This is a genomic window from Marinobacter salicampi (genome assembly GCF_011074795.1).
Lineage (GTDB): Bacteria > Pseudomonadota > Gammaproteobacteria > Pseudomonadales > Oleiphilaceae > Marinobacter > Marinobacter salicampi.
Genome location: NZ_JAAMPF010000018.1, coordinates 212,246 through 235,300 on the forward strand (window position 1 = coordinate 212,246; position 23,055 = coordinate 235,300).

Annotated in this window: 21 protein-coding genes; 10 read left to right on the forward strand and 11 right to left on the reverse strand. The window is 59.1% G+C overall.

The annotated features are described in order from the left end of the window. The first annotated feature begins 104 nt into the window (after nucleotides 1-104). The 3 genes from G7W63_RS10020 (at nucleotide 105) to G7W63_RS10030 (ending at nucleotide 1,792) form a co-directional block, all read left to right on the forward strand. Nucleotides 105-425, forward strand: coding sequence for a DUF2288 domain-containing protein (locus tag G7W63_RS10020; RefSeq protein WP_166256911.1), 321 nt, complete (start codon nucleotides 105-107; stop codon nucleotides 423-425). A 21-nt stretch (nucleotides 426-446) separates the two neighbouring features. Further along, entirely contained in the window at nucleotides 447-818 is a 372-nt protein-coding gene (locus G7W63_RS10025; RefSeq protein ID WP_166256914.1) for a PA4575 family protein, read from the forward strand. A gap of 62 nt (nucleotides 819-880) precedes the next feature. After that, a complete protein-coding gene (locus G7W63_RS10030) occupies nucleotides 881-1,792 on the forward strand; it encodes a LysO family transporter (protein ID WP_166256917.1) in 912 nt (303 codons plus the stop codon). 133 nt (nucleotides 1,793-1,925) lie between these two features. Here the strand turns inward: G7W63_RS10030 and G7W63_RS10035 are convergent, their stop codons facing one another. Next, nucleotides 1,926-2,402, reverse strand: coding sequence for a helix-turn-helix domain-containing protein (locus G7W63_RS10035; protein WP_166256920.1), 477 nt, complete (start codon nucleotides 2,400-2,402; stop codon nucleotides 1,926-1,928). A 311-nt stretch (nucleotides 2,403-2,713) separates the two neighbouring features. Continuing rightward, nucleotides 2,714-3,535, reverse strand: coding sequence for a TatD family hydrolase (locus G7W63_RS10040; RefSeq protein ID WP_166256923.1), 822 nt, complete (start codon nucleotides 3,533-3,535; stop codon nucleotides 2,714-2,716). Nucleotides 3,536-3,632: 97 nt separating this feature from the next. Between G7W63_RS10040 and G7W63_RS10045 the strand changes: the two genes are divergently transcribed. Further along, nucleotides 3,633-4,904: a D-amino acid dehydrogenase gene (locus G7W63_RS10045; RefSeq protein WP_166256926.1), complete on the forward strand. Its 1,272-nt coding sequence runs from the start codon at nucleotides 3,633-3,635 to the stop codon at nucleotides 4,902-4,904. 24 nt (nucleotides 4,905-4,928) lie between these two features. On the opposite strand, the gene G7W63_RS10050 is transcribed toward G7W63_RS10045, so the two are convergent. From G7W63_RS10050 to G7W63_RS10065, 4 genes are all read right to left on the reverse strand, one after another. Beyond that, complete coding sequence (locus G7W63_RS10050) at nucleotides 4,929-6,434, reverse strand: flavin-containing monooxygenase (protein WP_166256929.1); 1,506 nt, start codon at nucleotides 6,432-6,434, stop codon at nucleotides 4,929-4,931. A 126-nt stretch (nucleotides 6,435-6,560) separates the two neighbouring features. After that, the gene (gene bamE / locus G7W63_RS10055) at nucleotides 6,561-7,055 is read right to left on the reverse strand and encodes an outer membrane protein assembly factor BamE domain-containing protein (RefSeq protein WP_242634379.1); all 495 of its coding nucleotides are present in this window, start codon (nucleotides 7,053-7,055) and stop codon (nucleotides 6,561-6,563) included. Nucleotides 7,056-7,108: 53 nt separating this feature from the next. Further along, entirely contained in the window at nucleotides 7,109-9,397 is a 2,289-nt protein-coding gene (locus G7W63_RS10060) for an ATP-dependent helicase (protein WP_166258312.1), read from the reverse strand. A 126-nt stretch (nucleotides 9,398-9,523) separates the two neighbouring features. Then, nucleotides 9,524-10,198, reverse strand: a complete 675-nt coding sequence (locus G7W63_RS10065; protein WP_166256932.1) for a hypothetical protein — start codon at nucleotides 10,196-10,198, stop codon at nucleotides 9,524-9,526. Nucleotides 10,199-10,470: 272 nt separating this feature from the next. On the opposite strand from G7W63_RS10065, the gene G7W63_RS10070 reads away from it, so the two are divergent. The 3 genes from G7W63_RS10070 (at nucleotide 10,471) to G7W63_RS10080 (ending at nucleotide 13,864) form a co-directional block, all read left to right on the forward strand. Continuing rightward, nucleotides 10,471-10,854 (forward strand): DUF2237 family protein, encoded by a 384-nt coding sequence (locus G7W63_RS10070; RefSeq protein ID WP_166256935.1) that lies wholly within the window; start codon nucleotides 10,471-10,473, stop codon nucleotides 10,852-10,854. A 6-nt stretch (nucleotides 10,855-10,860) separates the two neighbouring features. Then, nucleotides 10,861-13,071: a tRNA(Met) cytidine acetyltransferase TmcA gene (locus tag G7W63_RS10075; protein ID WP_242634380.1), complete on the forward strand. Its 2,211-nt coding sequence runs from the start codon at nucleotides 10,861-10,863 to the stop codon at nucleotides 13,069-13,071. Nucleotides 13,072-13,207: 136 nt separating this feature from the next. Next, the gene (locus G7W63_RS10080; RefSeq protein ID WP_242634381.1) at nucleotides 13,208-13,864 is read left to right on the forward strand and encodes an ankyrin repeat domain-containing protein; all 657 of its coding nucleotides are present in this window, start codon (nucleotides 13,208-13,210) and stop codon (nucleotides 13,862-13,864) included. 62 nt (nucleotides 13,865-13,926) lie between these two features. On the opposite strand, the gene G7W63_RS10085 is transcribed toward G7W63_RS10080, so the two are convergent. After that, the gene (locus tag G7W63_RS10085; protein ID WP_166256941.1) at nucleotides 13,927-15,030 is read right to left on the reverse strand and encodes an enoyl-CoA hydratase/isomerase family protein; all 1,104 of its coding nucleotides are present in this window, start codon (nucleotides 15,028-15,030) and stop codon (nucleotides 13,927-13,929) included. 251 nt (nucleotides 15,031-15,281) lie between these two features. Between G7W63_RS10085 and G7W63_RS10090 the strand changes: the two genes are divergently transcribed. Then, nucleotides 15,282-15,617: a c-type cytochrome gene (locus G7W63_RS10090; protein ID WP_166256944.1), complete on the forward strand. Its 336-nt coding sequence runs from the start codon at nucleotides 15,282-15,284 to the stop codon at nucleotides 15,615-15,617. Nucleotides 15,618-15,682: 65 nt separating this feature from the next. On the opposite strand, the gene ppnN is transcribed toward G7W63_RS10090, so the two are convergent. After that, nucleotides 15,683-17,071, reverse strand: coding sequence for a nucleotide 5'-monophosphate nucleosidase PpnN (gene ppnN / locus G7W63_RS10095; RefSeq protein WP_166256947.1), 1,389 nt, complete (start codon nucleotides 17,069-17,071; stop codon nucleotides 15,683-15,685). Between the two features lie 164 nt (nucleotides 17,072-17,235). On the opposite strand from ppnN, the gene thiI reads away from it, so the two are divergent. Further along, the gene (gene thiI, locus G7W63_RS10100; RefSeq protein WP_166256952.1) at nucleotides 17,236-18,690 is read left to right on the forward strand and encodes a tRNA uracil 4-sulfurtransferase ThiI; all 1,455 of its coding nucleotides are present in this window, start codon (nucleotides 17,236-17,238) and stop codon (nucleotides 18,688-18,690) included. 20 nt (nucleotides 18,691-18,710) lie between these two features. On the opposite strand, the gene G7W63_RS10105 is transcribed toward thiI, so the two are convergent. Continuing rightward, nucleotides 18,711-19,724, reverse strand: a complete 1,014-nt coding sequence (locus G7W63_RS10105; RefSeq protein WP_166256955.1) for a histone deacetylase family protein — start codon at nucleotides 19,722-19,724, stop codon at nucleotides 18,711-18,713. A gap of 190 nt (nucleotides 19,725-19,914) precedes the next feature. Here G7W63_RS10105 and G7W63_RS10110 point away from each other — a divergent pair, with 190 nt between their 5' ends. Then, a complete protein-coding gene (locus G7W63_RS10110) occupies nucleotides 19,915-21,366 on the forward strand; it encodes an NAD-dependent succinate-semialdehyde dehydrogenase (protein ID WP_166256958.1) in 1,452 nt (483 codons plus the stop codon). A gap of 78 nt (nucleotides 21,367-21,444) precedes the next feature. On the opposite strand, the gene G7W63_RS10115 is transcribed toward G7W63_RS10110, so the two are convergent. Then, nucleotides 21,445-21,858 carry a type 2 periplasmic-binding domain-containing protein gene (locus G7W63_RS10115; RefSeq protein WP_166256960.1) on the reverse strand — a complete coding sequence of 138 codons (414 nt, stop codon included), beginning with the start codon at nucleotides 21,856-21,858 and terminating at the stop codon, nucleotides 21,445-21,447. 11 nt (nucleotides 21,859-21,869) lie between these two features. Next, nucleotides 21,870-23,006, reverse strand: a complete 1,137-nt coding sequence (locus G7W63_RS10120; protein ID WP_242634382.1) for a hypothetical protein — start codon at nucleotides 23,004-23,006, stop codon at nucleotides 21,870-21,872. Between the last annotated feature and the right edge of the window lie 49 nt (nucleotides 23,007-23,055).

Here is a 23,055-nt window from a genome sequence, read left to right on the forward strand (position 1 = left end):
CCCGGGGCTTTTGCCAGTGTGGAAAGGATCCGTGACGGGGCCATATCCGAAGCCGGACAGGTCACCAGAGTTGAACCGAATTTGAAACCAGAGCCGAGACGCCCATGTCTGCCCCGCATCAAGCAGATGATCTGAAAGAAAAACTGAACCTGGAGACCTCCCAGATTGGCTGGCATGATCTCCAGACTTACTATGCCCGCGGACACGTGGTCCGGGTGTCGCCGGAACTGGATCTGCTTGATGTTGCAGTGCAGCTGACGGCGGACAACAAGGCTCAGTTCGAGCAGTGGCTCGGGGCCGGACAGGTGGGCGAGGTGGAGCCGGAAATAGCCCGGGCCTGGTACGAAAAAAACACCGAACTCTGGGCCGTGGTCATCGCGCCATGGGTTCTCGTCCAGGACAGGAATGATGGTGCCTTGCATTAATAGCGTAGCGAACACAATCCCATGAAACTGCATTATTTTCACGGCCGAGGCCCATTGCGTGCGCTGGTTCTGACACGGCGAGAGCGCAGGATCGAGCTCCACATTAAAAATGTCGGTGGTGGAATATGGGCTCTTGTGGCCATGAGTGGCCCCGACGACCATCAGCCAGAACGGCACCGTTGCCAGGGGCCATTCCGCAGTGCCTCCCAGGCGGAGGCCGCGCTGCGAGGCGTCGCCGGCTCTCTTTTGGGCGAAAGCTACGAGGCCCAGCCGGAAGCCCACCCGGTCTGGACCGTCGCGGCCCAGCGCCTTGCCCGCACGATCCGTGAAGACCGCGACGCCAACGAAGGCGATTATCGCTTTGATCCGGACCAGCATGAGCCCATAAGCTGAGGCGCCAGCCCTGATTCCGGTAGTCACCTTTAAACTGCATTAGTCCCGAGTTTCATAGCCCTATGCTGATCGACGCTCTGTTGATTCTGGTGCCCCTGTTTGTGGGATTCGCCATCGCTCTGTCCAGGCCCGCACTGATGAGCCTTATTCACTACAGTGTTGAAGCGCTGGTCTATTTCATACTGATCCTACTGGGCATTGGGTTGGGCCAGATGGATGGGCTCTGGAGCCAGCTTGGTACCATGGCCCGCCACGTAGTCGTTCTGGTTCTCGTGCTTTTCTTTGCCAATATGGCCGGTTTATGGCTGTGGCACCGCTGGCAACCGATGGCTCCAGACCGCTCCGATCGATCGTCCTCTCCCGGTTATCGCCGACTTTTTCTGTCCGCTTTAAAGCCAATGGTTGCGGTTATGGCCGGGCTGCTGGCTGGTTATTACCTGCTACCGGACCTGCCGCTGGTAGAGGACGTCGCCACCGGCGCGCTGATGCTACTGCTTTTCCTGATCGGCCTTCAGTTGAGGAATGCGGGTCTCTCCCTGCGCAGGCTTCTGATGAACCGGCAAGGGCTGGGTGTGGCGATGAGTCTTTCTGTCAGCTCACTGCTGGCCGGCTTGCTGGTTATTCCGTTACTGGGGATCCCGTGGTACCAGGGCATGGCTTTGGTGTCGGGCTTTGGCTGGTATTCGCTGTCCGGGATTGTTGTTGGCGAGGCGTTGGGACCGGCTTGGGGTGGGGTGGCCTTTCTCAATGACGTGATGCGCGAAATCATTGCGCTGGCGATCATACCACTGGTCATTGGGCGCCGACCGGCACTTGCCATCGGTTATGGCGGGGCCACAGCCATGGACTTTACCCTGCCCGTGATCCGTAGCAGCGGCGGCCTTGTATGCGTGCCCGTGGCTATTGCTTCCGGCTTTATACTTTCGTTTATTTCACCGGTACTGATGGGGCTGTTCCTGTCTTTTGCTCCCTGAGGGCTGGTCAGGACAGGTCAGAAAAGGCGCAAGGCCCGAAATGGTCAGAGGTGGCTGGCTGGAGATTAGGGAAAAGGCTTTCTGTGCTTTTCAGGCATATTTAGTGTTAAAAAATGCAGCAAGAATAAACAGGTTATTTTGTTTCAGCCTGTCCTATTGTATCTTCGGCTCTGCTGGCGTCCTTTGTCCTTTGTCCTTTGTCCTTTGTCCTTTGTCCTTTGTCCTTTGCCTCGTCCTCGTCCTCGTCCTCGTCCGCAGGCATGGACTGGTGTTCCACCATTATGTCGGACATATCGCGGCTGGCACGTTCCTGGAGCAGCTTGGCAAAGTCCACCAGAAGCTCCCGGTCTTCATCGTAAAGCGCAATAAACAGCGAATTCAGAATGACCTGCTTGTCGTCATGGGCCCGTTGGTCCGCTGCCGAAAAGATTTCCGCGAGACTGAAATCGAGGGATTCCGCCAGACGATAGAGCAGGTTCAGGCTCGGTTTTGCGGCGCCCCGTTCTATCCGCGACAGGTTGCCCACATGCGAACCGGCACCGTCTGCCAACTCTGCCAGAGTGATGCCTTTTGATTTTCGAAGTTGACGCAAAGCGCTGCCGAGACCCATAACCATCCTGCTTAGAAGGGTCTCTAATGCTACTCCTAAAAAATTCGTAACACAAAGGTACACATAACGCAAATTGCTTCTTCGAAAATGCTTCTACGACATTTAATTACGAGAACAGCTTGAGCTTCAGGATAAGCACTATCTGGGCCCAGACCGTGAGGCGGGCGGCTGATAACAGGGCTGCGCATTGTTTTCCAGCGGCGAGTACAAAGCAGTAAAGAGCGGAAAAAAGAAACAGGCAGGATGCTACTTATCTCGATTGTGGGTCCTTCAAAGTGCTCGGTGCATGCCAGGAGTGGCCCGGGACTGGCTCAATCCGGGCTGACCGAAGCGGGAAAAAACGTACGAAGACTGTTGCGGTAGGTGGCCACAATCACATCCTCCACGGCCAAGGATTTAACATCGGCAATTTTTTCCGCCACAAACGGAATATAGAAAGGAGCGTTCTCGCGACCGCGGTAAGGCACCGGCGTCAGAAAGGGCGAGTCGGTCTCCAGCAGAAGCTGCTCGATGGGTGTCATGCGAATGATATCCCGGACATTCTCGGCCTTGTTGAAGGTGGCTATGCCGTTAAAGCCCAGGCACCAACCCTGGTCGATGGCGTAGCGTGCCAGCCCAGGGCCGGAGGTAAAGCTGTGGATAACCCCGCGACGGGTCAAGCTGTGCTCGAATTCCGCGAGTATGGCAATGGTGTCGTCATCCGCTTCCCGGCTGTGAATAACCACCGGGCGGTTGGTATCACAGGCAATCTGCAACTGACGCCGGAATACATCCCGTTGCACGGCCCGGTCGGCATTGTCGTAGAAGTAATCGAGTCCAATCTCCCCCACGGCGACCATTTTTTCACCACTGACGTGGGCTTTTATCTCGGCCTCGGCCTCGTCGGTATAGCTCTCCGCATCGTGGGGATGCACGCCCTGGGTGCCGTAGACAAAGTCGGCAATTGTCGTGAGGTCACGAACCCGGGACAGATTCTCCGGTGATACGGCAATGGTAATGATACGCTCGATATTGACTCGCCTGGCCTCTGCCAGGGTTTCGGCCAGAGGGCGATCCTTGAGATAGTCCAAGTGACAGTGGGTTTCAATAATGGGATGGTCGAATACTGGTATTTCCCGTCTTTTGCTGCCCATAGAACCTTGGTCTTTAATGGTGAACGTGTGGGGAGTTTAACACGCCAGGGCCTTCGGCACAGGTAGCGGGGGCGGATGACAGATACAGGAGGCCGGCATGCACACAGTGGTTATCGGGGCCGGGGTGGTGGGCGTTACCACAGCCTGGGCCCTGCAGAAGCGTGGTCATCAGGTGACCGTGGTGGAGCGGTTGCCGGATGCGGCCCTGGAAACCAGCCGGGGCAATGCCGGCCAGCGGTCCTACGGCGTGGTTTATCCCTGGGCCTCTGCGGCCATGGTCGGCAAGGCCTTGCCCATGCTGATAAAGCCTGACGGCGCCCTGAAAATGGGTATGCCACCTTCGTTCAGTGCCCTGCGGTTCATGTTTGAAACCCTGAGGTTCGCCTACGCCCCCGGCCTCTATGGCCTTAACCGTCGCGCTATGCTGCGCCTGGCCATGCACAGCAGGGAAACATTCCTGGCGCTGGAAAATGAACTGTCCCTGGCGTTTGACGGTGAGCACGACGGCCTCTTGCAACTGGCCAGTACGGCCCAGGCCATGGCCGACTATCGCGCCACCTACGACCTGCTGCAGGAGATGGGCGTTCCTTGTCGCCTTTTAAGTGTAGACCAGGTCCGCGAAGCTGAGCCCGGCATGACCGGAGCAGGCCCCCTTCATGGCGCCATCAGTTACGACACCGACGGCACCGGTGATTGCCAGCTGTTTACCCAGGCCCTGGCCCGGGCTTGTGAAGCCCGGGGCGTGGCGTTTCGCTTCGACACCGAACTGGTCCGGTTCCTGGCTGATGGCCACCAGGTTCAGGGCGTTGAATTGAGGTCGGGGCAAGGCGATAACGCACAGCTCTCGGCGGATGCCTTCGTGCTTTGCGGCGGCTGCGCCTCGCCGGCTCTGCTGTCAGGCCTCGGCTTACGCCTGCCCATCTACCCGGTCAAAGGCTACTCGCTGACCGCACCCCTGCTTGATCCACAACTGGCGCCGGTCTCCACCGTACATGATGATAACTTCAAGGTGGTCGCCACGCGCCTGGGCAACCGCTTGAGGGCCACCGGTTTTGTCGAGCTGGATGACTTTAACCGGGATATACCGGAACGCCGGCTGGAAACCATCCGCAAGTCAGTGGCGTCGCGTTTCCCCGGTGCCGCAGACCTGAGCAATGCCACCAGCTGGACCGGGTTTCGTCCGATGACGCCCGATGGCCCGCCGATTATCGGACGCGGGCCCCGACAGAACCTGTACCTTAATACCGGCCACGGCACCTTTGGCTGGACCCTGTCTACCGGTAGCGCCAGGCTGATCGCACAGGTTATGGATGGCGAAGTGCCGGCCATGAATCTTGATGCCTTCCGGCCCGGTCGCTATGCCGAATAATAGCCACGGTCAGGTCTGTGGTCGTCAGGCCGCACGGTCCGCGGCCTCACCACGCATCTCTTTGCCGGGGGCGCGGGTGAAGCGCATGACCTGATCGTCCACGGTGCCGAAGCGAAGCTTGATCAGATCCAGCAGATAGTTCTGGTAGAGCCGCCAGGGGGCCCGATCGCCCTGTTTGGGCAGATGCTCCAGAGCACGGTGGACATAGCCGGAATTGAGATCGAGGAAGGGAGCCTCGTTCACCCGGGGGTCCGACGCCGGCACGCATACGTCGTAGTCGTGCTCGTCCATATAGTTGATGAGGCGGCAGACATACTCGTCTGTCAGATCCGCCTTGAGTGTCCAGGAAGCGTTGGTGTAGCCCACCACCAGAGCCAGGTTGGGCACATCACTGAGCATCATGCCCTTGTAGCTCATGGTATCCGGCAGGCTGACAGGACGGCCGTCCAGTTCCAGTTCGGCACCGCCCAGGGCTACCAGACTCAGGCCAGTGGCGGTGACAATAATATCGGCCTTGATTTCTTGGCCGGAAAACAGCCGAATGCCGTCCCTGGTAAATGTGTCGATCTGGTCGGTCACCACCGATGCCTCGCCCTTGCGGAGCGCCCGGAAAAGGTCGCCGTTGGGTACCAGGCACAGGCGCTGGTCCCAGGGGTCATAACTGGGATTGAAGTGAGTATCCACATCAAAATCCGGCCCCAGCTCGCGACGAGTCTGCCAGCGTATCAGCTTGCGCATCAGCTTGGGGAAGCGCTTGCAGGCCTGAAAGAACAGGGTCTGGGTGGACACATTCTTCCAGCGGGTCACCTGATAGGCGAGCTTGGTCGGCAACAACCTTTGCAGGGCCTGGGCAATGGCGTCCACATCAGGCAGAGACACCACATAGCTTGGTGAGCGTTGCAGCATGGTGACGTGGGCCGCGTCACGGGTCATGGCGGGCACCAGCGTAACGGCGGTGGCGCCACTGCCAATAATGACTACCCGCTTGCCTTTGTAGTCGAGATCTTCTGGCCAGTGCTGGGGGTGGATTACCTTGCCTTCAAACCGCTCCCGGCCGGGGAATTCCGGAGTATAGCCCTGATCGTAACGGTAGTAGCCGCTGCAATTGATCAGGAAGTTACAGGTGAATCGCCGGGTCTGGGGCTCTTCGTTCCCCTGTTGCGAGCGGGTCTCAACGGTCCACCGTGCTTCCTCGCTGTTCCAGCTGTAGCGCGTCGCCCACTGGCCGAAATGAATCTTCTGATCAATACCATGGGTCCGGGCTGTGGTTCTGACGTACTCAAGTATGGAAGGGCCGTCGGCTATGGCCTTGCCGTGGGTCCAGGGCCGAAACGAATAACCCAGGGTGTACATGTCCGAGTCGGAACGTATGCCCGGGTACCGGAAAAGGTCCCAGGTGCCGCCCATACGCTGACGACCTTCCAGGATGGCAAAGGACTTGCCGGGGCAATGCTTCTGTAAATGGTAAGCTGCCCCTACCCCTGAAAGACCTGCGCCGATAATCAGTACATCGAAATGCCGGGTCGTCATGGTTGTCCCCCATCTGCCGGCGGCCCAGGGTCGCTCAGCGGTTGTAAAGCAATTGGTTTATACCGATCAATACAACCGCATTCGTAAGAGCTGTGCAAGGGTTGTTGAGGCCAGTTGCGAGGTCGTTCAGGGTTTTCTGTACTCCACTTTATCGACACAGCCATCCCGGAAGTAGACATAGGTCAGCTCATAAAGCTTGCCGTAGTAATCGGTCTGGTAGACCCAGGTTTCCCGGGGCACCGGATAGGTCTCTGGTGGCCGGCCGAAGGCTTTGAGCACCTGGTCCCGGGTCATGCCCTTGACCACCTGGTTTCGGGCGAGGTGGGTGCGAAGGTCAGTGGAACTGATGAAGCGACAGGCATCCTCCGGCTGATCGCTTTTCCCGGTTTCGGCCCGGGTATCGGGCGCAGGCTCGGCAAGTTCCGGAAGGTTGGACTCAAAATTACCCCCGATGTGGTTATCGCGGACCGTAATTTCCTCTGCATCAGGGCCGCAGGGTTGATCGGAGAACGTACTGCCGCAGCGGTAGATAGCGGAGGCAGGCATCGCCAGGGTGAGCGCTATAAGCCCGGCAAAGCTCCAGGCCAGAATCTTGCGGGCATCTCTAACAGCAATGGACACGGCCGTCTCCTGGACTTCGACAAAAACAGTCCCGCTCTTTGTCAGGTCATCAGTCAGTATTGCCCCGACACGGGTTTGAAGTACAGGTGCGCTGTCTGCTTGCTGAAATTCAGGGTCTGCCCGGTGTCAAAGCTCACCTCGAAGGAGCTCTCCTCTTCGCGAATCACCTTGCCGTGGCCAAAGACGGCGTGGTTGAGTCGGCCGTGGCTCCAGACCATCCCGTGCTCGCCCGCGTTGCCCGCTTCGCTATCGGTCTCAGCACTACCTGTGAGGGTGATCACGACCCCCGCCCGTTTCGCGTAACGCTCACTGACAGGGCTGGGAGCCACAGCCAGTTCGAGGCTTGCGGGCTTCGGCGCTGTGCTTGCAAGTGTGTGCAGCTGGCTGCCCAACTGATCCGACAGCTCGAACCTGAGTTCACGGATGAAGCGGCTGGGTACCTGGCCGGTATCCACGGCGGGTCGGGGACCGCTGACCCGGGTGATCAGGTGCAACTGATGCCGCGTTCGGGTTATGGCCACATAGAGCAGGCGCCGTTCACTTTCCAGCAGGGCGATAACGTCGTCGCTCTGCCTCGGGCTGTAGGGCAGATACTTTTCCTGCAATCCAGGCAGGATGACTGTCGGCCACTCCAGCCCCTTGGTGCGGTGAATCGTCGACATCAGAACACCGCCCCGGGCGGTATGCTGATGGGCTTCCTGCCGCAGACTTCGCAAATGCGCCAGGGCTTCGGACCCTGACATGCCCAGGCCTGCCAGATACCCCTGCAGGCCTTTTACCGTGTCGACCCGTTCGCTGGCCGCTTCGTGGGTCATGGCCAGGCTACGCAAGCCTTCGTAAAGCTCGGTGTGCTCAGCGTAGCGACGAATCAGCTCGGCCACTGGCCCCGAGAAGTCCTGCAGTTGTTGCAGGACCTCCCCCAGGCGCTTGAGTTTCTTCCCCGCCATCGGCGTCAGAGCATCAAAATCCATGGCCTGCAGGCGATCGCCCCAATGAGCGTCAAACCTGGCCAGAAACCCGGCCAACTGAGCCAGTTCCGGGGCCTTGAGACCCACATGGGGAAACGTCAGCAGGGCACGGGCCAGTGTCAGCCTGTCGGATTCGGGCGTGTTGGCAAGATTTCCAGTGGTGACCTGAAGCAGCGCGGTCACGGCTTCAGCTTCGCGGCTGAACAGGGCGCCCTTACCTTTGTCGATGCGGTAGGGAATCTGTCGTGCCAGCAGTTGTAGTTCAATGGCGACGCTCTGGCTCCAGACCCGGAACAGGATGGCGGTCTCGTTCCGGGCCTGGGGCGACAGGCTGTCCAGAATGCTAAGCACCGTGGTGGGGTCACTTTCATGCTCGTATAGCGATATCCCTGTCTCTGGCGTCGTATCATGGGCGTGGCACAGCACGTCCCGGCGGCCCTGGTTATTGCTGATCAGATGATTGGCCAGCAGTGCGACCCGGTGGCCATAGCGAAAGGAGTAACTGAGAGTCTGCTCAAGCGGGCGGTCATACTCGGCACTGAACCGGTTCAGGATGAACTCGGGCCGGGCGCCACGAAATTCGTAAATGGTCTGGTCCGGATCCCCCACCACAGTCACCCGGGCCCGGTCGCCGGCCACATAACCCAACAGCAGGTGCTGGATTTCATTGGTGTCCTGATACTCATCCACCAGTATCAGATCCATCTTGTTGGCGACCAGAGTCTGCAGCGGCGGGTTCTGGTGGATGGCCATAACCGGCTCGTACAGCATGTCGGCGAAGCTGATCCGGCTCTCGGCCTTGCGCCACTGCTCAAAGCTGTGAAAAAGGTCCACCAGATAGCGGTGCTTTGGCTCGTAGCCCAGCTCCTCAAACACGACGTCCGCGGGCGAGAGCGTGGTCTTGACCCGGTCAATAAACCCGCTGGCGGTTTCCACATACTCTTTCTTGCTGCGCCGGACCTCCTCCTGCAACTCTTCCGGTACCAGTCGCCGAAGTAGCAGCCAGACCTGAAAGTTGATCTCCTGCTCGGTCAGAATGGCTTCGGAAAACGCCGGCAGGTAGCCCTCGCGGATGAAACGCCGATACAGTCTCAAACCCATGGAATGGAACGTTCGCACTTCCGGCAGCGCCAGGGACGTGCCTTGGGTGACATTCGCCAGCTTGCGCTCGAAATCCACCCGCGCACTGCGGTTGAACATCAGCACCAGAATGCGGCTGGGATTCTGTCCCTGCTCAAGCAGATAACGGATGCGCCAGGCCAGGGTTGAGGTTTTGCCGCTACCAGCCACAGCCGTAATCACCACATGCTCGTTGCCGGCGGTAATAATGGCGCGCTGCTCGTCGGTCAGGTAATCGGGGAGGTCGGTGGGCATGGCGCCCATTGTAATCGCCAAGGCGGGTGAGGGTAACCGTTATCACCGTTTCGGGATAAACGTCGCCGGCTGTGCTGCACGGCGGAGTTCGACCGGGCACTCCGCCGTCCGGTTCAGGGCCTGGTTTTACTGATAGCCCTGCCGGTCATCCAGCTCTTCATCTTCCCAGTCGTCGTCGCTCCACTCGTCTTCGCCAGCCTCGTCTTCATCAACCATGTGGATTGCCATCAGTTCATCGACGTGGGGCCGGACCGCTTCGATGTCCGCCTTGGGGACTTGACGAAGTTTCCTGTTGGCTTCCAAAAGACTTGCCATCGACCGCCGCATCTCCTGCATATCCTCTTCTGGCAACTGGGCCGCTTCCATTGATGCCAGGTAGCTTTCTATGCCGGCTTCATCCATCGCAGGCTGGCCTTCCAGGCCGATGGCCATGAACGCCGAAAAAACCTGATCTCCGGTCCGGCCCCATTCGGAAAGAGTGCTGAAGCCATGACGTCTGGCGGCGGCACTTACTTCTCGTTTTAGCGGGGGTTCTTCGTCCAGGTGGCTGACAAGGCTCGAGTAGGCATTGGTGTAATCCAGGTCATCTTCATCGTCCTCGTCGAGCTCATCCTCCAGCGGGCTTCCCTCGTAATTCTCAACAATCGTATGGACTTCTTTAATGCTTGCAATGAACGACTCAACCTTCGGGCCACTAAGGGCATAGGCATGGGCCGGAGCGATGATCAGGCCAAGCATCAAAGTCCAGAAGAGGCTCAGGGACAGGGGGCGGGTGGCACCAAAGCACAGGTTTAACGGCATCTGAAAGTTCCATTTTGTTGAAATCCATCGGTCGCGGGCGTGAACCCGGCGAAATGAAGCGGGGATTTTATACGATCTTCCCGGTAGAGGAAGCCGACTCTGTCTAAAAACACCGTAGGCATTGGCTTATATTCCTGTGGTCACGTGAACCGGATCGCCGTAGGCATCACAGGCCTGACACAACCGCTTTCATCCCCCATAATGGCCCTCTTTTCTCACTGAGCTTCCAGCCTGAAGGGGACCGGGAGTGACAGGTAACAGGAGTGACTGATATGGCCACCGTGCTTGCTGAATCCATCAATGTGCTAGGTGAAAAACTGGAGGTCTGTGGCACGGATCCCGAAACTGGGTTTTACCGGGATGGCTGCTGCAATACCGGGCCGGAAGATCGGTCCGCCCATGTGGTTTGTGCCGTGATGACCGATGAGTTCCTGGCTTATTCCCGCAGCCGGGGAAACGATCTGAGTACACCCATGCCGGCCAACGGATTCCCCGGACTCAGGGCAGGGGATGCCTGGTGCCTTTGCGCCGCCCGATGGCAGGAGGCCTTTGAGGCCGGCCGTGCGCCCCGGGTGAAGCTCAGGGCGACCCATCGTCTCGCGCTCAAGTACTGCAGCCTGGACGACCTCAAACGCCACGCTATAGATCTTAGCTGACCTTCGGTGCCTGCCAATTCCAAAGTCGACTGGGCCGGATTTCAACAGCAGCTCCGGGCGCGGGGTGAACGACGCCTGGTACTGGTCGAAGGCGACCGGGACATGGGGCTGGACTGGCTGGGCCGGGTGCTGGGTTGCCTCGAGTTTGAGGTGGGCCTGTGGAATGGCGATGCGTCGGAGCAGCCAAATCCCGGGCTTGTGGCAATTAAACCCACGGCAGGCGTCCGCTGGCTCGGCCGTGAAACACAGGTGCTGGTATGGGATGGCTGGCGGGGCAACCCGCCGGACAGCCTCGCCGCGCTGAGCGGCACCCTTACTGCTGGCGGCCTCTGGTTCTGGCTGATGCCGCCATTGGCGAGCTGGGCGACTTTCCCGGACCCGGATTACCGGCGCACAGGGATTGAGAATGCCCCGGCGCATCCGTTTGCCGACCGAATGGCAAGGGTGATTGGCGAGGATCCAGAGGTGATCCGCGTTCGTGTGGGTCCCGAAGCTTCACACGAGCCCCATGCCCTGCCGCATCTACCTGTGCCCGGGTCAGCCTTTGAGCCTGGCGGAACGGATGACCAGGCCAGCGCCATAGAAGCCATCACCCGTACCGCCAGGGGGCGGCGTAAGCGACCGCTGGTGATCACGGCCGAGAGGGGGAGAGGTAAATCAGCCGCCCTGGGTATCGCAGCTGTCCGCTGGCTCGCAGAAAGTGGTCACCCCTGTCATGTGGCGGTGACTGCGCCCAGCCCTGGTGCTGCGGCCACCCTGTTCAGGCACGGCAGAGAAACGGCGGGCAATAGGTTGATAAAAGGCGAAACGCCAGATGACGACGTTTCCAGCGCAACCGGCCAGATTTCCCTGCACTGCGGATCAACGGTCACTTTCCATGCCATCGATGAACTTCTGCGAAATCGGCCTCCTGCGGATCTGGTGCTGGTCGATGAAGCAGCGGCAATTCCGGCCCCGCTGCTCAAATCCGTTCTGCTGGGTTGGCCCCGGGTGGTCTATGCAACGACCACCCACGGCTACGAAGGTTCGGGCCGGGGATTCGCCCTCAGGTTCCATCGGGTGCTCCAGGCCCATGCTCCCCAGTGGCGCCGGATAACACTTTCCCAGCCGGTACGTTGGGCAAATGACGACCCTCTGGAAACTCTGATCCGCAAGCTCTTTCTGCTGAATGCTGAATCGCCGGATGTACCGGTCGCGGGGCCCGTTACCATCACTCCCTGGCATCCGGCCCGGGCTTCCGAAATCGAGCTGCGTGAGGTGTTCGGGCTATTGGTGGATGCCCACTACCGGACGACACCCGGGGACCTCCGTCAATGGCTAGATGACCCTCTTGGGCAGAGCTGGCTGGCTCAGGCAGGAGGCAGAATCGTCGGTGTACTGTGGGGCAGTGTGGAAGGGGGGCTGGAGCCCGGTCTGGCGCAGCAGGTCGCACAGGGTTCGCGCCGCCTTCGGGGTCACCTGCTACCCCAGTCACTGGCGAATCACAGTGGTTTTGCCAAGGCCGCCGAATTGCGGCTGGCCAGGATCATACGAATTGCCGTAGTGGACCAGTGGCGCCGCCAGGGAGTGGGTCAGGCGTTGGTGGCAGCTGCCAGAGACTGGGCTGTCGACAAGGGGTTGGACGGCCTGGGCAGCAGCTTTGGAGCCGCGCCCGACCTGCTCGGGTTCTGGCGCCGGTGCGGGTTGGCAGTGATGCGCCTTGGCCTGCAGCGGGAAGCGAGCAGTGGTGAGTACGCTGTGCAGGTACTGTGCGGTCTGTCAGCGTCGGCTGAATCCCTTGCCGGCCAGATACAGTCCCGTTTCGCGGAACACTGGCCCATGTTGTTACCCAGGGTCTGGCCCACCCTGAGTCCGGAGGTTGCTCTGGCTGTGTCTGCACAGATGTCAGGCCCGTTGGGACTGTCACCCCTTGATAGAACAGAACTCGCCGGGTTCTGTCAGGGCCATCGTGGTCTGGAACTGAGCCTGCTGCCGCTGATACGGCTGACCCTGCAGCCTGGTGCAGCGGCCCGGCTCATGGCCTCCCCGGAGCACATCCTGTGGTGTCGGAAAATCCTTCAGGGCTGGAGCTGGGGCGAGCTTCAGGATGCGGGGCTGTGTGCCGGGCGTCGCGACGGCGAGGCGCGTCTGAGGGAGCTGGCGGGGCAATTGGAGGCTGCGCTCTCTGAACCGGTTCATAAGCCAATCCCTGAGACCGATCCCTTCACGAACTTGTGAACCGCTCGCTTTCATTGCTACAGAGCGATGGCGAGAATAGCTCAGCACTTCAATACGAGATCCCGCCATGACGGCCTGTTTCCGAATCCTGTTTCCTGCATGTTCCCGGCGGCCGGGTCCCAGTCGTGCATGGCTGTTGCTGATCGCCTCCGGTCTGGTGCTTGCGGGGTGTGCCTCTGACCCGGGCCCCGCCAATCTTGAAAACCGTCACGCCAGCGCCCGTGCCACACCGTTGCTGGGCGCCGTTCAGGATGCCGATATTGATGAGGTCAGGGCCCAGCGGGAAGCGGGCGCCTCCCTGAACACCCTGACTGAGCAGGGCACGCCGCTTTATGTTGCCTCTGAGAATGGCCATGACGAGCTGGTCTGGTATCTGCTTCGCGAGGGCGCCGCGCCGGATCTGGCGGACGAGTCAGGGATCACGTCACTCATGGCCGCGGCAGGGCGGGGCCACCGTCGCTCGGTACAGCTTCTGCTTGCGGCGGGGGCCAGGGTCAACGCCACCAGTGCTGGCGGCGACACTGCCCTGTTCTTGGCTTCGCGGGAGGGCCACCTCTCGGTAGTGAAAACCCTGCTGTCGGCAGGCGCCAATGTGAATGTCAGCCAGGATGGCCGCTCCCTGTTGATGCACGTCGTGAACGGCGGTGACCTTTTAACGGCGGAAGTTCTGCTGGCAGCCGGTGCCGATGTGGCTTTTATCGATGAGCATGGCTACACCGCCCTTGATCTGGCCCGGTCCAGAAACAATGAAGACCTGGAGATGCTGCTGGTGCAGGCCGGTGCCGGTTCCTGACATTCATCCCGTTTGGCTCTAACCTGCGCCTTGCAACTGCCGTGTTTTCTGTCCTGTTTCGACTAGAGCGCGATCAACGGATCTTCCATCTCGCTCCAGGACGGTATGAAAAAGCGCTCGATATACTCCGGTGTAACATCCGAAAGTCCGGCGTGCTGCCACACCGGGCTCTGGTCCCGTTCGATTAGCCGTGCTCGTATACCCTCAGCAAGATCGGGTTCCTCGGCACAGCGTGCTGCCATTACCAGCTCCATCCGGAAGATCTCCTCCAGGGAAAGCTGGCGCCCCCGCTCCAGCTGTTCATGGATCAGCCAGGCACTGACCGGACAGCCTCTGCGCAGCGTTTCGGTACAGCTTTGCCACCAGGAATCCTCTGACTTTTCAGCCAGCAGTGACTGCACGATAGTCGGCAGCTCGCCGTCACGGCACAGGCGGGCTATGGTGCGTTCATGCCGGGCCAGGTTGCTCTCGGGAAGGCTGTCCGGCGCGGGTGCCTGCAGCCGGTTCAGTAGGCGATACAGGCGGTTGTCATCGGTAGATACCTCGCCGCTCCAGCGGGTTCCCTGGATTGTCTCAATAAGGGTCTCTCGCTGATGGGGGAAGGCTGCCAGATCGGCCAGCCCTACCCGAAGCGCATCGCTTATATTGAGCCTTGCGCCGGTGAGCCCCAGAAACAGCCCGAGCCCTTCCGGCAGCCGGTTCAGGAACCAGCTTGCGCCCACGTCCGGAAACAGGCCGATACTGATTTCGGGCATCGACATGATGAGGTCGGGCGTCACCAGACGGTAGCGGCAGGCCGACAGCAGGCCGAGACCACCGCCCATGACCACCCGGTGAGCCCAGCAGATGACCGGCTTGGGGTAGCGGTGGAGGCTGTAATCAAGTCTGTATTCCTTGCTGAAGAATCTGGCCGGGGTGGCCGGATCATCCGCTCCACGAAGTGCATCGTATAGTTCGCGGAGGTTGCCGCCGGCGCAGAAGCCTTTGTCACCTTTGCCCTGAATCATCACCAGGCAGATGTTATCGTCCGTTGCCCAGCAGTCCAGAGTTGCCTGCATCTGGTCGATCATCGTTTCAGACAGCGCGTTAATGGTCTCAGGGGCGTCCAGAGTGATTAGTCCAAGCCGGCCTTCTGTGCAGCTGAGCTCTTCGGTCTTGATGGGCATGATTGCGGCGGTTCTCCGTGATATCCGTGGGCTCCAGAGGGATTTTGAGTGCCTATACTTTGGCGTTAAAAACGCCCCGTTAACACGGGACCTATGTCGAATCCCTTTGGCCAGGAAGCCTGGGTGAGATTGACTTATAGCATTTGCTCACTCAGGACCCTATGGTATAAGTCAGGCATCAACAGCAGTCCACGGACTGGCTTTAGCCCAGAGTAGTAAAAAAATCAGCACGTTGAGAGAAGGTAGACTGCATGAAACTGAAAAACTATACCATTGCGAGCATTTTTACTCTGTTGGCGGCGGCTCCCATGCTCGCCACCGGAGCGGGTGATCCAGAGGCAGGCAAGGCCAGGGCTGGTACCTGTGCTGCATGCCATGGGCAAAACGGTATTGCTCAGATTCCGTCCTATCCAAACCTTGCGGGGCAGAACGAGGCCTACCTGGTGATGGCCCTGAATGCCTATAAGAACAAACAGCGCAGCGGCGGGCAGGCCGCTGTCATGCAGGGTCAGGCTACCGGTCTGAGTGATGAGGACATCGCTAACCTAGCGGCCTATTACGCTCAAATGCCTGCCGGCGGCAAGTAGACAACAGCTGGCAAACCGGCTGGCAGTGGTCGCCATGCCGGTTCACCCCTGGGGCTTTTGCCCGGTTACTTGTCGGAAGTGAGAGGCACAATCCGGTAGCTGGGTTTATAGGCTGAGGTACCGGGCAGCTTCATCCGGTTCTGTTCCACAAACGCTGTAAGTAGGGCATCAAGCGGTGCCAGAAGGGCCGGGTCCCCGGCAATTTCGAAGGGGCCTTTTTCCTGCACCTGTTTGATACCCCGAGCTTTTACGTTTCCCGCCACAATGCCGCTAAAGGCTTTCCGCAAATTGGCTGCCAGCATGTGTACGGGCTGGTGCCGGTGCAGTTCCAGTTCCCGCATACTTTCGTGGGTGGGTTCGAAGGGCATCTGGAACACCGGGTCAATCTTCAGCATCCAGTTAAAATAGTATGCGTCCTGCTTGCTGCGACGGAAGCTGGTGACCTGGCCGACGCCTTTTTTCATGGTTTGGGCAACGCGTACCGGGTCATCAATGATGATCTCATACTTTTTGGTGGCCTCGTCCCCGAGGGCGTTACGGATGAATTCATCAATCATGTGGAAATAGCCGGCGTTTTCTTTTCGACCGGTGAACACAAGCGGAAAGGGCAGTTCGGCGTTGTCCGGATGCAGCAATATGCCGAGGATATAAAGAATCTCCTCGGCGGTCCCCACACCGCCCGGGAAAACAATAATGCCGTGTCCCGCCCGTACGAAGGCTTCCAGCCGTTTTTCAATGTCCGGCATGATGACGAGTTCATTGACAATGGGGTTTGGCGCTTCTGCGCCGATGATGCCGGGCTCGGAGATACCAATGTAGCGGCCATTCTTGACCCTCTGCTTGGCGTGGCCGATGGTTGCCCCCTTCATTGGTCCCTTCATGGCGCCGGGACCGCACCCGGTGCAAATGCTCAGCCCTCGAAGGCCCAGCTCGTGCCCCACATCCTTACTGTAGACATACTCTTCCCGACTGATGGAATGGCCACCCCAGCACACCACCATGTCGGGCTGGCGACCAGCCTGCAGGACCCGGGCGTTGCGTAGGATGTGGAAAATAAGATTGGTAATATCTTCTGGTTCCTCCCTATTGAAACCAGCCGCTTCGGTAGGAATCGAGTGTGAATAGACAATATCCCGCAGCACCGAGAACAGGTGCTCGCGGATGGCAGTGAGCATCTTGTCATCCACGAATGCAGACGCCGGAGCGTTGATAAGCTCCAGTTTAAGGCCCCTTGGCTGAGGTATCAGACGTATATCAAACTCAGCATGGATGTCGAGCAACTCCTTAGAGTCGTCGGATTCGGCCCCGGTTTTGAGTACTGCGAGTGCACACTGACGAAAGAGACTGTAAAGGCCGCCTTCGCTGCGATCCTTCAGGCGGCTCACTTCTTGGGCGGAGAGAATTTCAAGGCTGCCCTCGGGAGAAACGAGAGCACTAATGGTGGCCTGACTCATGAAAAGCGAAGCTCCTGCTGGAATTCAGAAATCGTGTCGTCGAAACGGGCTGACTGGTGCCCGATTTTGAAGCATGGACTGAACCCGTTACACTAAGCGCTTTAATGAGTTTTCGCTACCCATTGCGTCACCCATCTTTACACTTCCCACACAACGCCAGCGCCATGAGACTTCTGATTCGACCTGCTCCTGAAGTGACCATTAAAAGCAAGCCGGTGCGCCAGCGCCAGATGCGTATCTTGCGCCAGAATATTCGCAAGATCCTCAAACAGCTGGCGCCAGGTATTCTCGTGGACGGCTCCTTTGACCGGGTCGATGTCAGCCTGGAGGATTCGCCAGGCTTGGCAGAATCGGTTCTGGACGCCCTGAAACGCATTCCGGGCATAGCCAGTATCCAGGAGATCGGTGAGTTCCCCGTTATGGACATTGATGATATGGCTGCAAAAGCACTGGCGGCCTACCAGGACCGTCTTGCAGGGAAGAGTTTCGCCGTGCGGGTGAAGCGCCTGGGCGACCATGATTTCCGCTCAGACCAGGTGGCCCGGCATGTGGGAAGGGTATTGCTGGAACAGACAAGCGCCCGCAAGGTGGAACTCAAGCAGCCAGAGGTTGCCGTCCGGATCGAGATCCGGCAAAACCGGTACCACATTGCCTACCACAGGCATCCGGGCCTGGGCGGCTTCCCCTTGGGGAGTGTGGAGTCGGTCATGTGTCTCATGTCCGGTGGCTACGACTCGTCGGTGGCGTCCTATCTGATGATGCGTCGGGGCATGCGCAGCCACTTCCTGTTCTTCAATCTGGGTGGTGCAGCCCACGAAGTGGGTGTCCGCCAGGTGGCCCATCATCTGTGGCAGCGCTATGGCGCGTCTCACAGCGTCAAGTTTATCTCGGTACCCTTTGAAGGGGTGGTGGCCGAAATTCTTCATACGGTGGACTCGCGGCACTGGGGCGTGGTGCTCAAGCGCCAGATGCTGGAAGCCGCGTCTCAGATTGCACCCCAGATGAACGCTACCGGCCTGGTGACCGGCGATGCTGTGGCCCAGGTGTCGAGCCAGACCATGACCAACCTGAATGTGGTCGACCAGGCATCCGATCAGGTGGTGCTGCGGCCGCTGATCGCCATGGATAAGGGTGAGATTATCCGCCTCGCCACAGAGATCGGGACCGAGCCGTTTGCCCGTACCATGCCGGAATATTGTGGCGTGATTTCCCGGCGACCGGTCACCCGGGCGCGACTTGACCGGGTTCAGGCGCAAGAACAGAAAATGGATTCTGCAGTGCTGGCACGAGCCATTGCGAACCTGACGGCCCTTCCCATAGACCAGCTCATGAGCACGACGGTGACGCCGGAAGAGGTGGAGCTGGTCCGGACCCCCGCCACCGAGGATGTCATTATCGATCTCAGACATCCTAACGAGCAGGAGGGCGCGCCGCTGGAGCTGACCAATAACCGGGTGATGCCTATTCCCTTTTATGAGCTCAACCAGGCCTTTGTGTCCCTGCCTGCGGATCAGCAATACCTGCTGTACTGCGACCAGGGCACCATGAGCCAGCTTCACGCCGGTCATCTGCGGGCCGAGGGCCACCGCAACATCAAGGTGTACGCTCCCGCTCACTGACCGGCCATGGCCGGGCTAGTTCAGACACCCAGGCCCTTGAAGAACCGCTGCACATTTTCGCTCAGGGACTCAATGTCATAGCCGCCTTCCTGGACCACCAGGGTAGGCAGCCCGGCCTGGCTTATGCGCTTGCCCAGGCGCTCAAAACCCTCTGAGCTCACGGAGACCTTGGCTTGCGGGTCGGCATGGTAGATGTCAAAGCCCAGGGGCAGCACCAGGGCGTCCGGGTTGAACAGGGTCACCGCCGCCATGGCTTCTTCCAGCCGGTCAAAGAAGTCTTGTTCTGAGGATCCGTGGGGCATGGGAAGGTTGATGTTGTAGCCTTCGCCCTCGCCAACCCCGCGCTCGTCCTCAAAGCCGGTGACCACCGGGTAGAAATTGGTCGGGTCGCCGTGAATGGAAATGTAGAGCACGTCCTTGCGGTCGTAGAAAATCTCCTGGATGCCCTGGCCATGGTGCATGTCGGTGTCGAGGATGGCGATGCGCGGGAACCGGGCGGTCAGTTTCTGGGCGGCAATGGCGGCATTGTTCAGGTAGCAGAAGCCACCGGCCGCATCCCGGCGGGCATGATGGCCAGGCGGGCGGCATACTGCATAGGCTGTGCGTTCGCCTGCCATCAGAGCATCGGCGGCCCCGAGGGCTGACTGGGCGGACCAGTAGGCCGCTTCCCAGGTGTTGGCACCGATAGGGCAGCTGCCATCGGCCTGGTAGCAGGCGGCTTCGGAAAGAATGCCCCGCAGCGGGTTGGGGGAGCGGACAAAAATGTTCGACATCACCTCGTCACCCCAGTCACCCATTTCGCTCCAGCGCCGGTGAGCCGACTCCAGAAACCGAAGGTAGCCAAGGTCATGGACCCGGGAAATATTCCCGGCGCCCTGGTCTGCGGGCTCAAGCACCGGAATTCCCAGGCTTTTAAGGCCCTCGAGCATTTGCGAGGTGCGATCAGGCACTTCCTGGGGCTGGCGCATCTGACCCCGGGTAAAGTAGGTTTTGGGCAGGTGTTGGTCTTGTGCAGGGTGAAAAAACGCTTTCATCAGCCGGCTCCTTTTTGGGTCATCCATGGAGTATAGGCTCAAGGTCCTGCGGGTCAAAACCCCCAGTGTCTACGGAGATGCTACCAATGTCCTGCGGGGTGTTTGACGCACGACTTTACAGGGCCAGATTCAGCGGCCACTATGACCGTTGACTGTTAAATAACCTGTCTGCGACAAAGGAGCCTAAGCTATGGACTCACCACTGTTGAAGAACCTGAACGGCTATATAGGCGGTCGATGGAAGGACCCCGGCGAGGATGCCACCTTTGACGTATACAACCCTGCCACCGGCGAAGTCATAGCCAAGGTGCCCTCCATGAGCGAAGCGGATGTAAACGCCGCCGTCGATGCAGGCTCGAAAGCTCTGCGGCTGACCCAGCCCTACTCTCTGGAAACCCGTCGTGGATGGCTTGAGGGTATTCGGGACACGCTTCTGGACAATAAAGAGGAAGTGGGACGGATCCTGTGCCAAGAGCACGGCAAGCCCCTCAAGGAAGCAAAAGGGGAGGTTGAGTACGCGGCAGGATTTTTCGATTACTGCGCCCGCCATATTCAGGCCCTGGATGCCCATACCATTGCAGAGAAGCCGAAAGACTGCACTTGGACCGTGCACTATCGTCCAATCGGTGTGGTCGGCCTGATTACGCCCTGGAACTTCCCAATAGGCATGATCGCGAAAAAGCTGTCCGCTGCGCTGGCGGCAGGTTGCCCGTCGGTGATCAAGCCCGCCAGTGAGACCCCACTGACCATGATCGCGATGTTCAGCCTGATTGATCAGCACGTGGATATGCCAGACGGTATGGTTAATTTGGTGATGGGGAAGGCGAGCATGATTGGCAAAGTGCTGTGCGAGCATCCCGAGGTACCCATGCTGAGCTTTACCGGCTCCACCGAGGTCGGGCGCAAGCTGATTACCGACACCGCCGACCAGGTTAAGAAGCTGGCCCTTGAGCTGGGCGGTAATGCGCCGTTTATCGTGTTTGAGGATGCGGACCTTGATGCGGCGGCCACCAACCTGATGGGTAACAAGTTCCGGGGCGGCGGCCAGACCTGTGTCTGCGCCAACCGGGTCTTTGTCCATGAAAAGGTGGCGGACGCCTTCGGTAAAAAGCTTGCTGAGAAAGTCGAGGCCATGAAGGTGGGCGACGGCATGAACGAGGATGTCGACATCGGGCCGCTGATCAACAAGGCCGGCTTTGACAAGGTACATCGCCATGTTTCGGATGCCCTGGAAAAAGGGGCCGAACTTGTTGCAGGCCCCAAACCCACGGACCTGTCAGGAAAAGATCTGTTTTACCCGCCAACCGTGGTCACCGGTGTTACCCGGGACATGGCCTGTTTCCGGGAAGAAACCTTCGGTCCCCTGGTGCCCATGGCGTTATTCCGGGACGATGACGAGGTGATTGCCGCGGGCAACGATACCGAATTCGGCCTGGCCGCCTACCTTTTCACTGCTGACCCCGAACGGGCCCAGCGTGTTGCTGCCGCCCTGCGGTTTGGTCATGTGGGCTGGAATACCGGCACCGGGCCCACGCCGGAAGCACCGTTTGGCGGCATGAAGGCATCGGGAATCGGGCGTGAAGGTGGCCTGGAAGGTCTGTTCGAGTTTGTGGAGCCGCAGACCGTGCCCCGGGGCTTCTGAGGCTACCTAGCTACGAAGTCTGCAGTAATAAAAAAGCCAGGACGCTCGCGTCCTGGCTTTTTTATGTTCGCCTGAATATCAGGGTGTCAGGATAACCTTGACCGAATCGTCTACTTCAGACGCATCAAGGTAGCCAATGCTGCCCGGAGTCGAAGCCACCGAGGCCTTCATGGCGCCGGTGTTGCCCTGTTCCTGGGGCGGCTGACCACGGCCGGTAAACACCTGCTGGGACCAGAAGGACTTGAGCTGAGCGTCATTCCGTCCGGTCACCTTCTCGTGGAACTCGGAGCGGGCAGGGGCACCTTCAGGCAGCTCGAAAGGCCGCACTTTCTGGCCATCCGGCAGCTGCTGGCTACGGTTCAGGTAGATATCCCGCACCTGGTTGGAGGTGATGCTGTCCGGACCACCTGGGTGGCCGATAACCACGACTTCCGCCAGGGCCAGGGGGCTGACCAGCATGCTTGCCAGTAAAATCAGGCTGTACTTTTTCATGTCTGGCCTCCTCAGAATGCAGAGTCGAGTTTAAGGGTGTAGACGTTGGTGGTATCGTCATCGTTGGCCAGTATAAAGGCGGGGTTGAGTCCACCGGCTGAACCTTCAAAACCGCGGACGTGAGTAACGTCTGCCTTAATGGCAACGCCAGGGGTGATGTCCCAGCGAACACCAACGCTGTATTCATCCCTACGGGTATTCAATACTGATTCGGGGACGGCTGGCATAATGCCGGTAGGTCCTTGAGCAAGGAACGCTCCCGCCCGCTCCTCGTTGTCCTGGCTCTCAATCCAACCTACAACCGCATAAGGTGTAAGGGTGCCGAAACGGCGGGCTACAGAGACATAAGCCGAGTCGGTGTCAGCAAATTTCCCGTCAACTTCCGCCCGGGTGACTTCAGAGATAACTTGCCAGGTTCCATTATCGTAACCTAGCCCAAGGCCGAAAAAATTGCCCCTTTCTTCATCGGCGAGAATTGCCTGACCGTCCACCAACTGAAGGTCATTCGCTTCGGCGATCGCAGCCAGGCGGGTGGCATTGATGGAAATTTCTGCGGTAGCTGCAATACCACGAACTGTCCAAACGTAATCTGTCCAGCTAAGTGTAAGACCAGCAGTGTTACGCAACTTAACTTCGGAGATATTTCCCTCTTCTTCAGTAAACCCAGTGAAGACTTGGGTCGTCAAAGATGAACCATTGAAGTTGAATGTGTGCGTTGCGTCGGCTCCAACATAACTTTGGATGGCCACAGGATCATAAACTGCGGCGGGTGGCCGGGCCCAAGTCTGAGCATAGCCGACTTCCAACGAATCGGAGTACATGAAGAAAGGCAGGCGCATCTTGCCGGCACGGAGCTGCAGGTCGTTAGTGGGGCGATGGCTCAGGTATGCCCACTCGACAACCGGGTCCCAGTCTTCAGCACCGCGGCCCACGAGCTGCAATACGGCCTGGCTTTTATCGGTTACGTCAAAGGTGCCCTGCAGAGCCAGCAGGCTCTGATCGGCTACGCTGCTTTCATCTGTAACGCCATCAAAGCCAGCGTCATTGCTGGCACGGGCAAAGCCGGTGCTGAAGAAGCCATTGAAACGTACGCGCTCGTCTTTGACAGAATTCAGCTGCTGTTGCATTGAATCCAGCTGCTGCTGCATCCGGGACACAGTCTCATCGTTGGTCTGGGCCATAACCGGCGCGACAGCA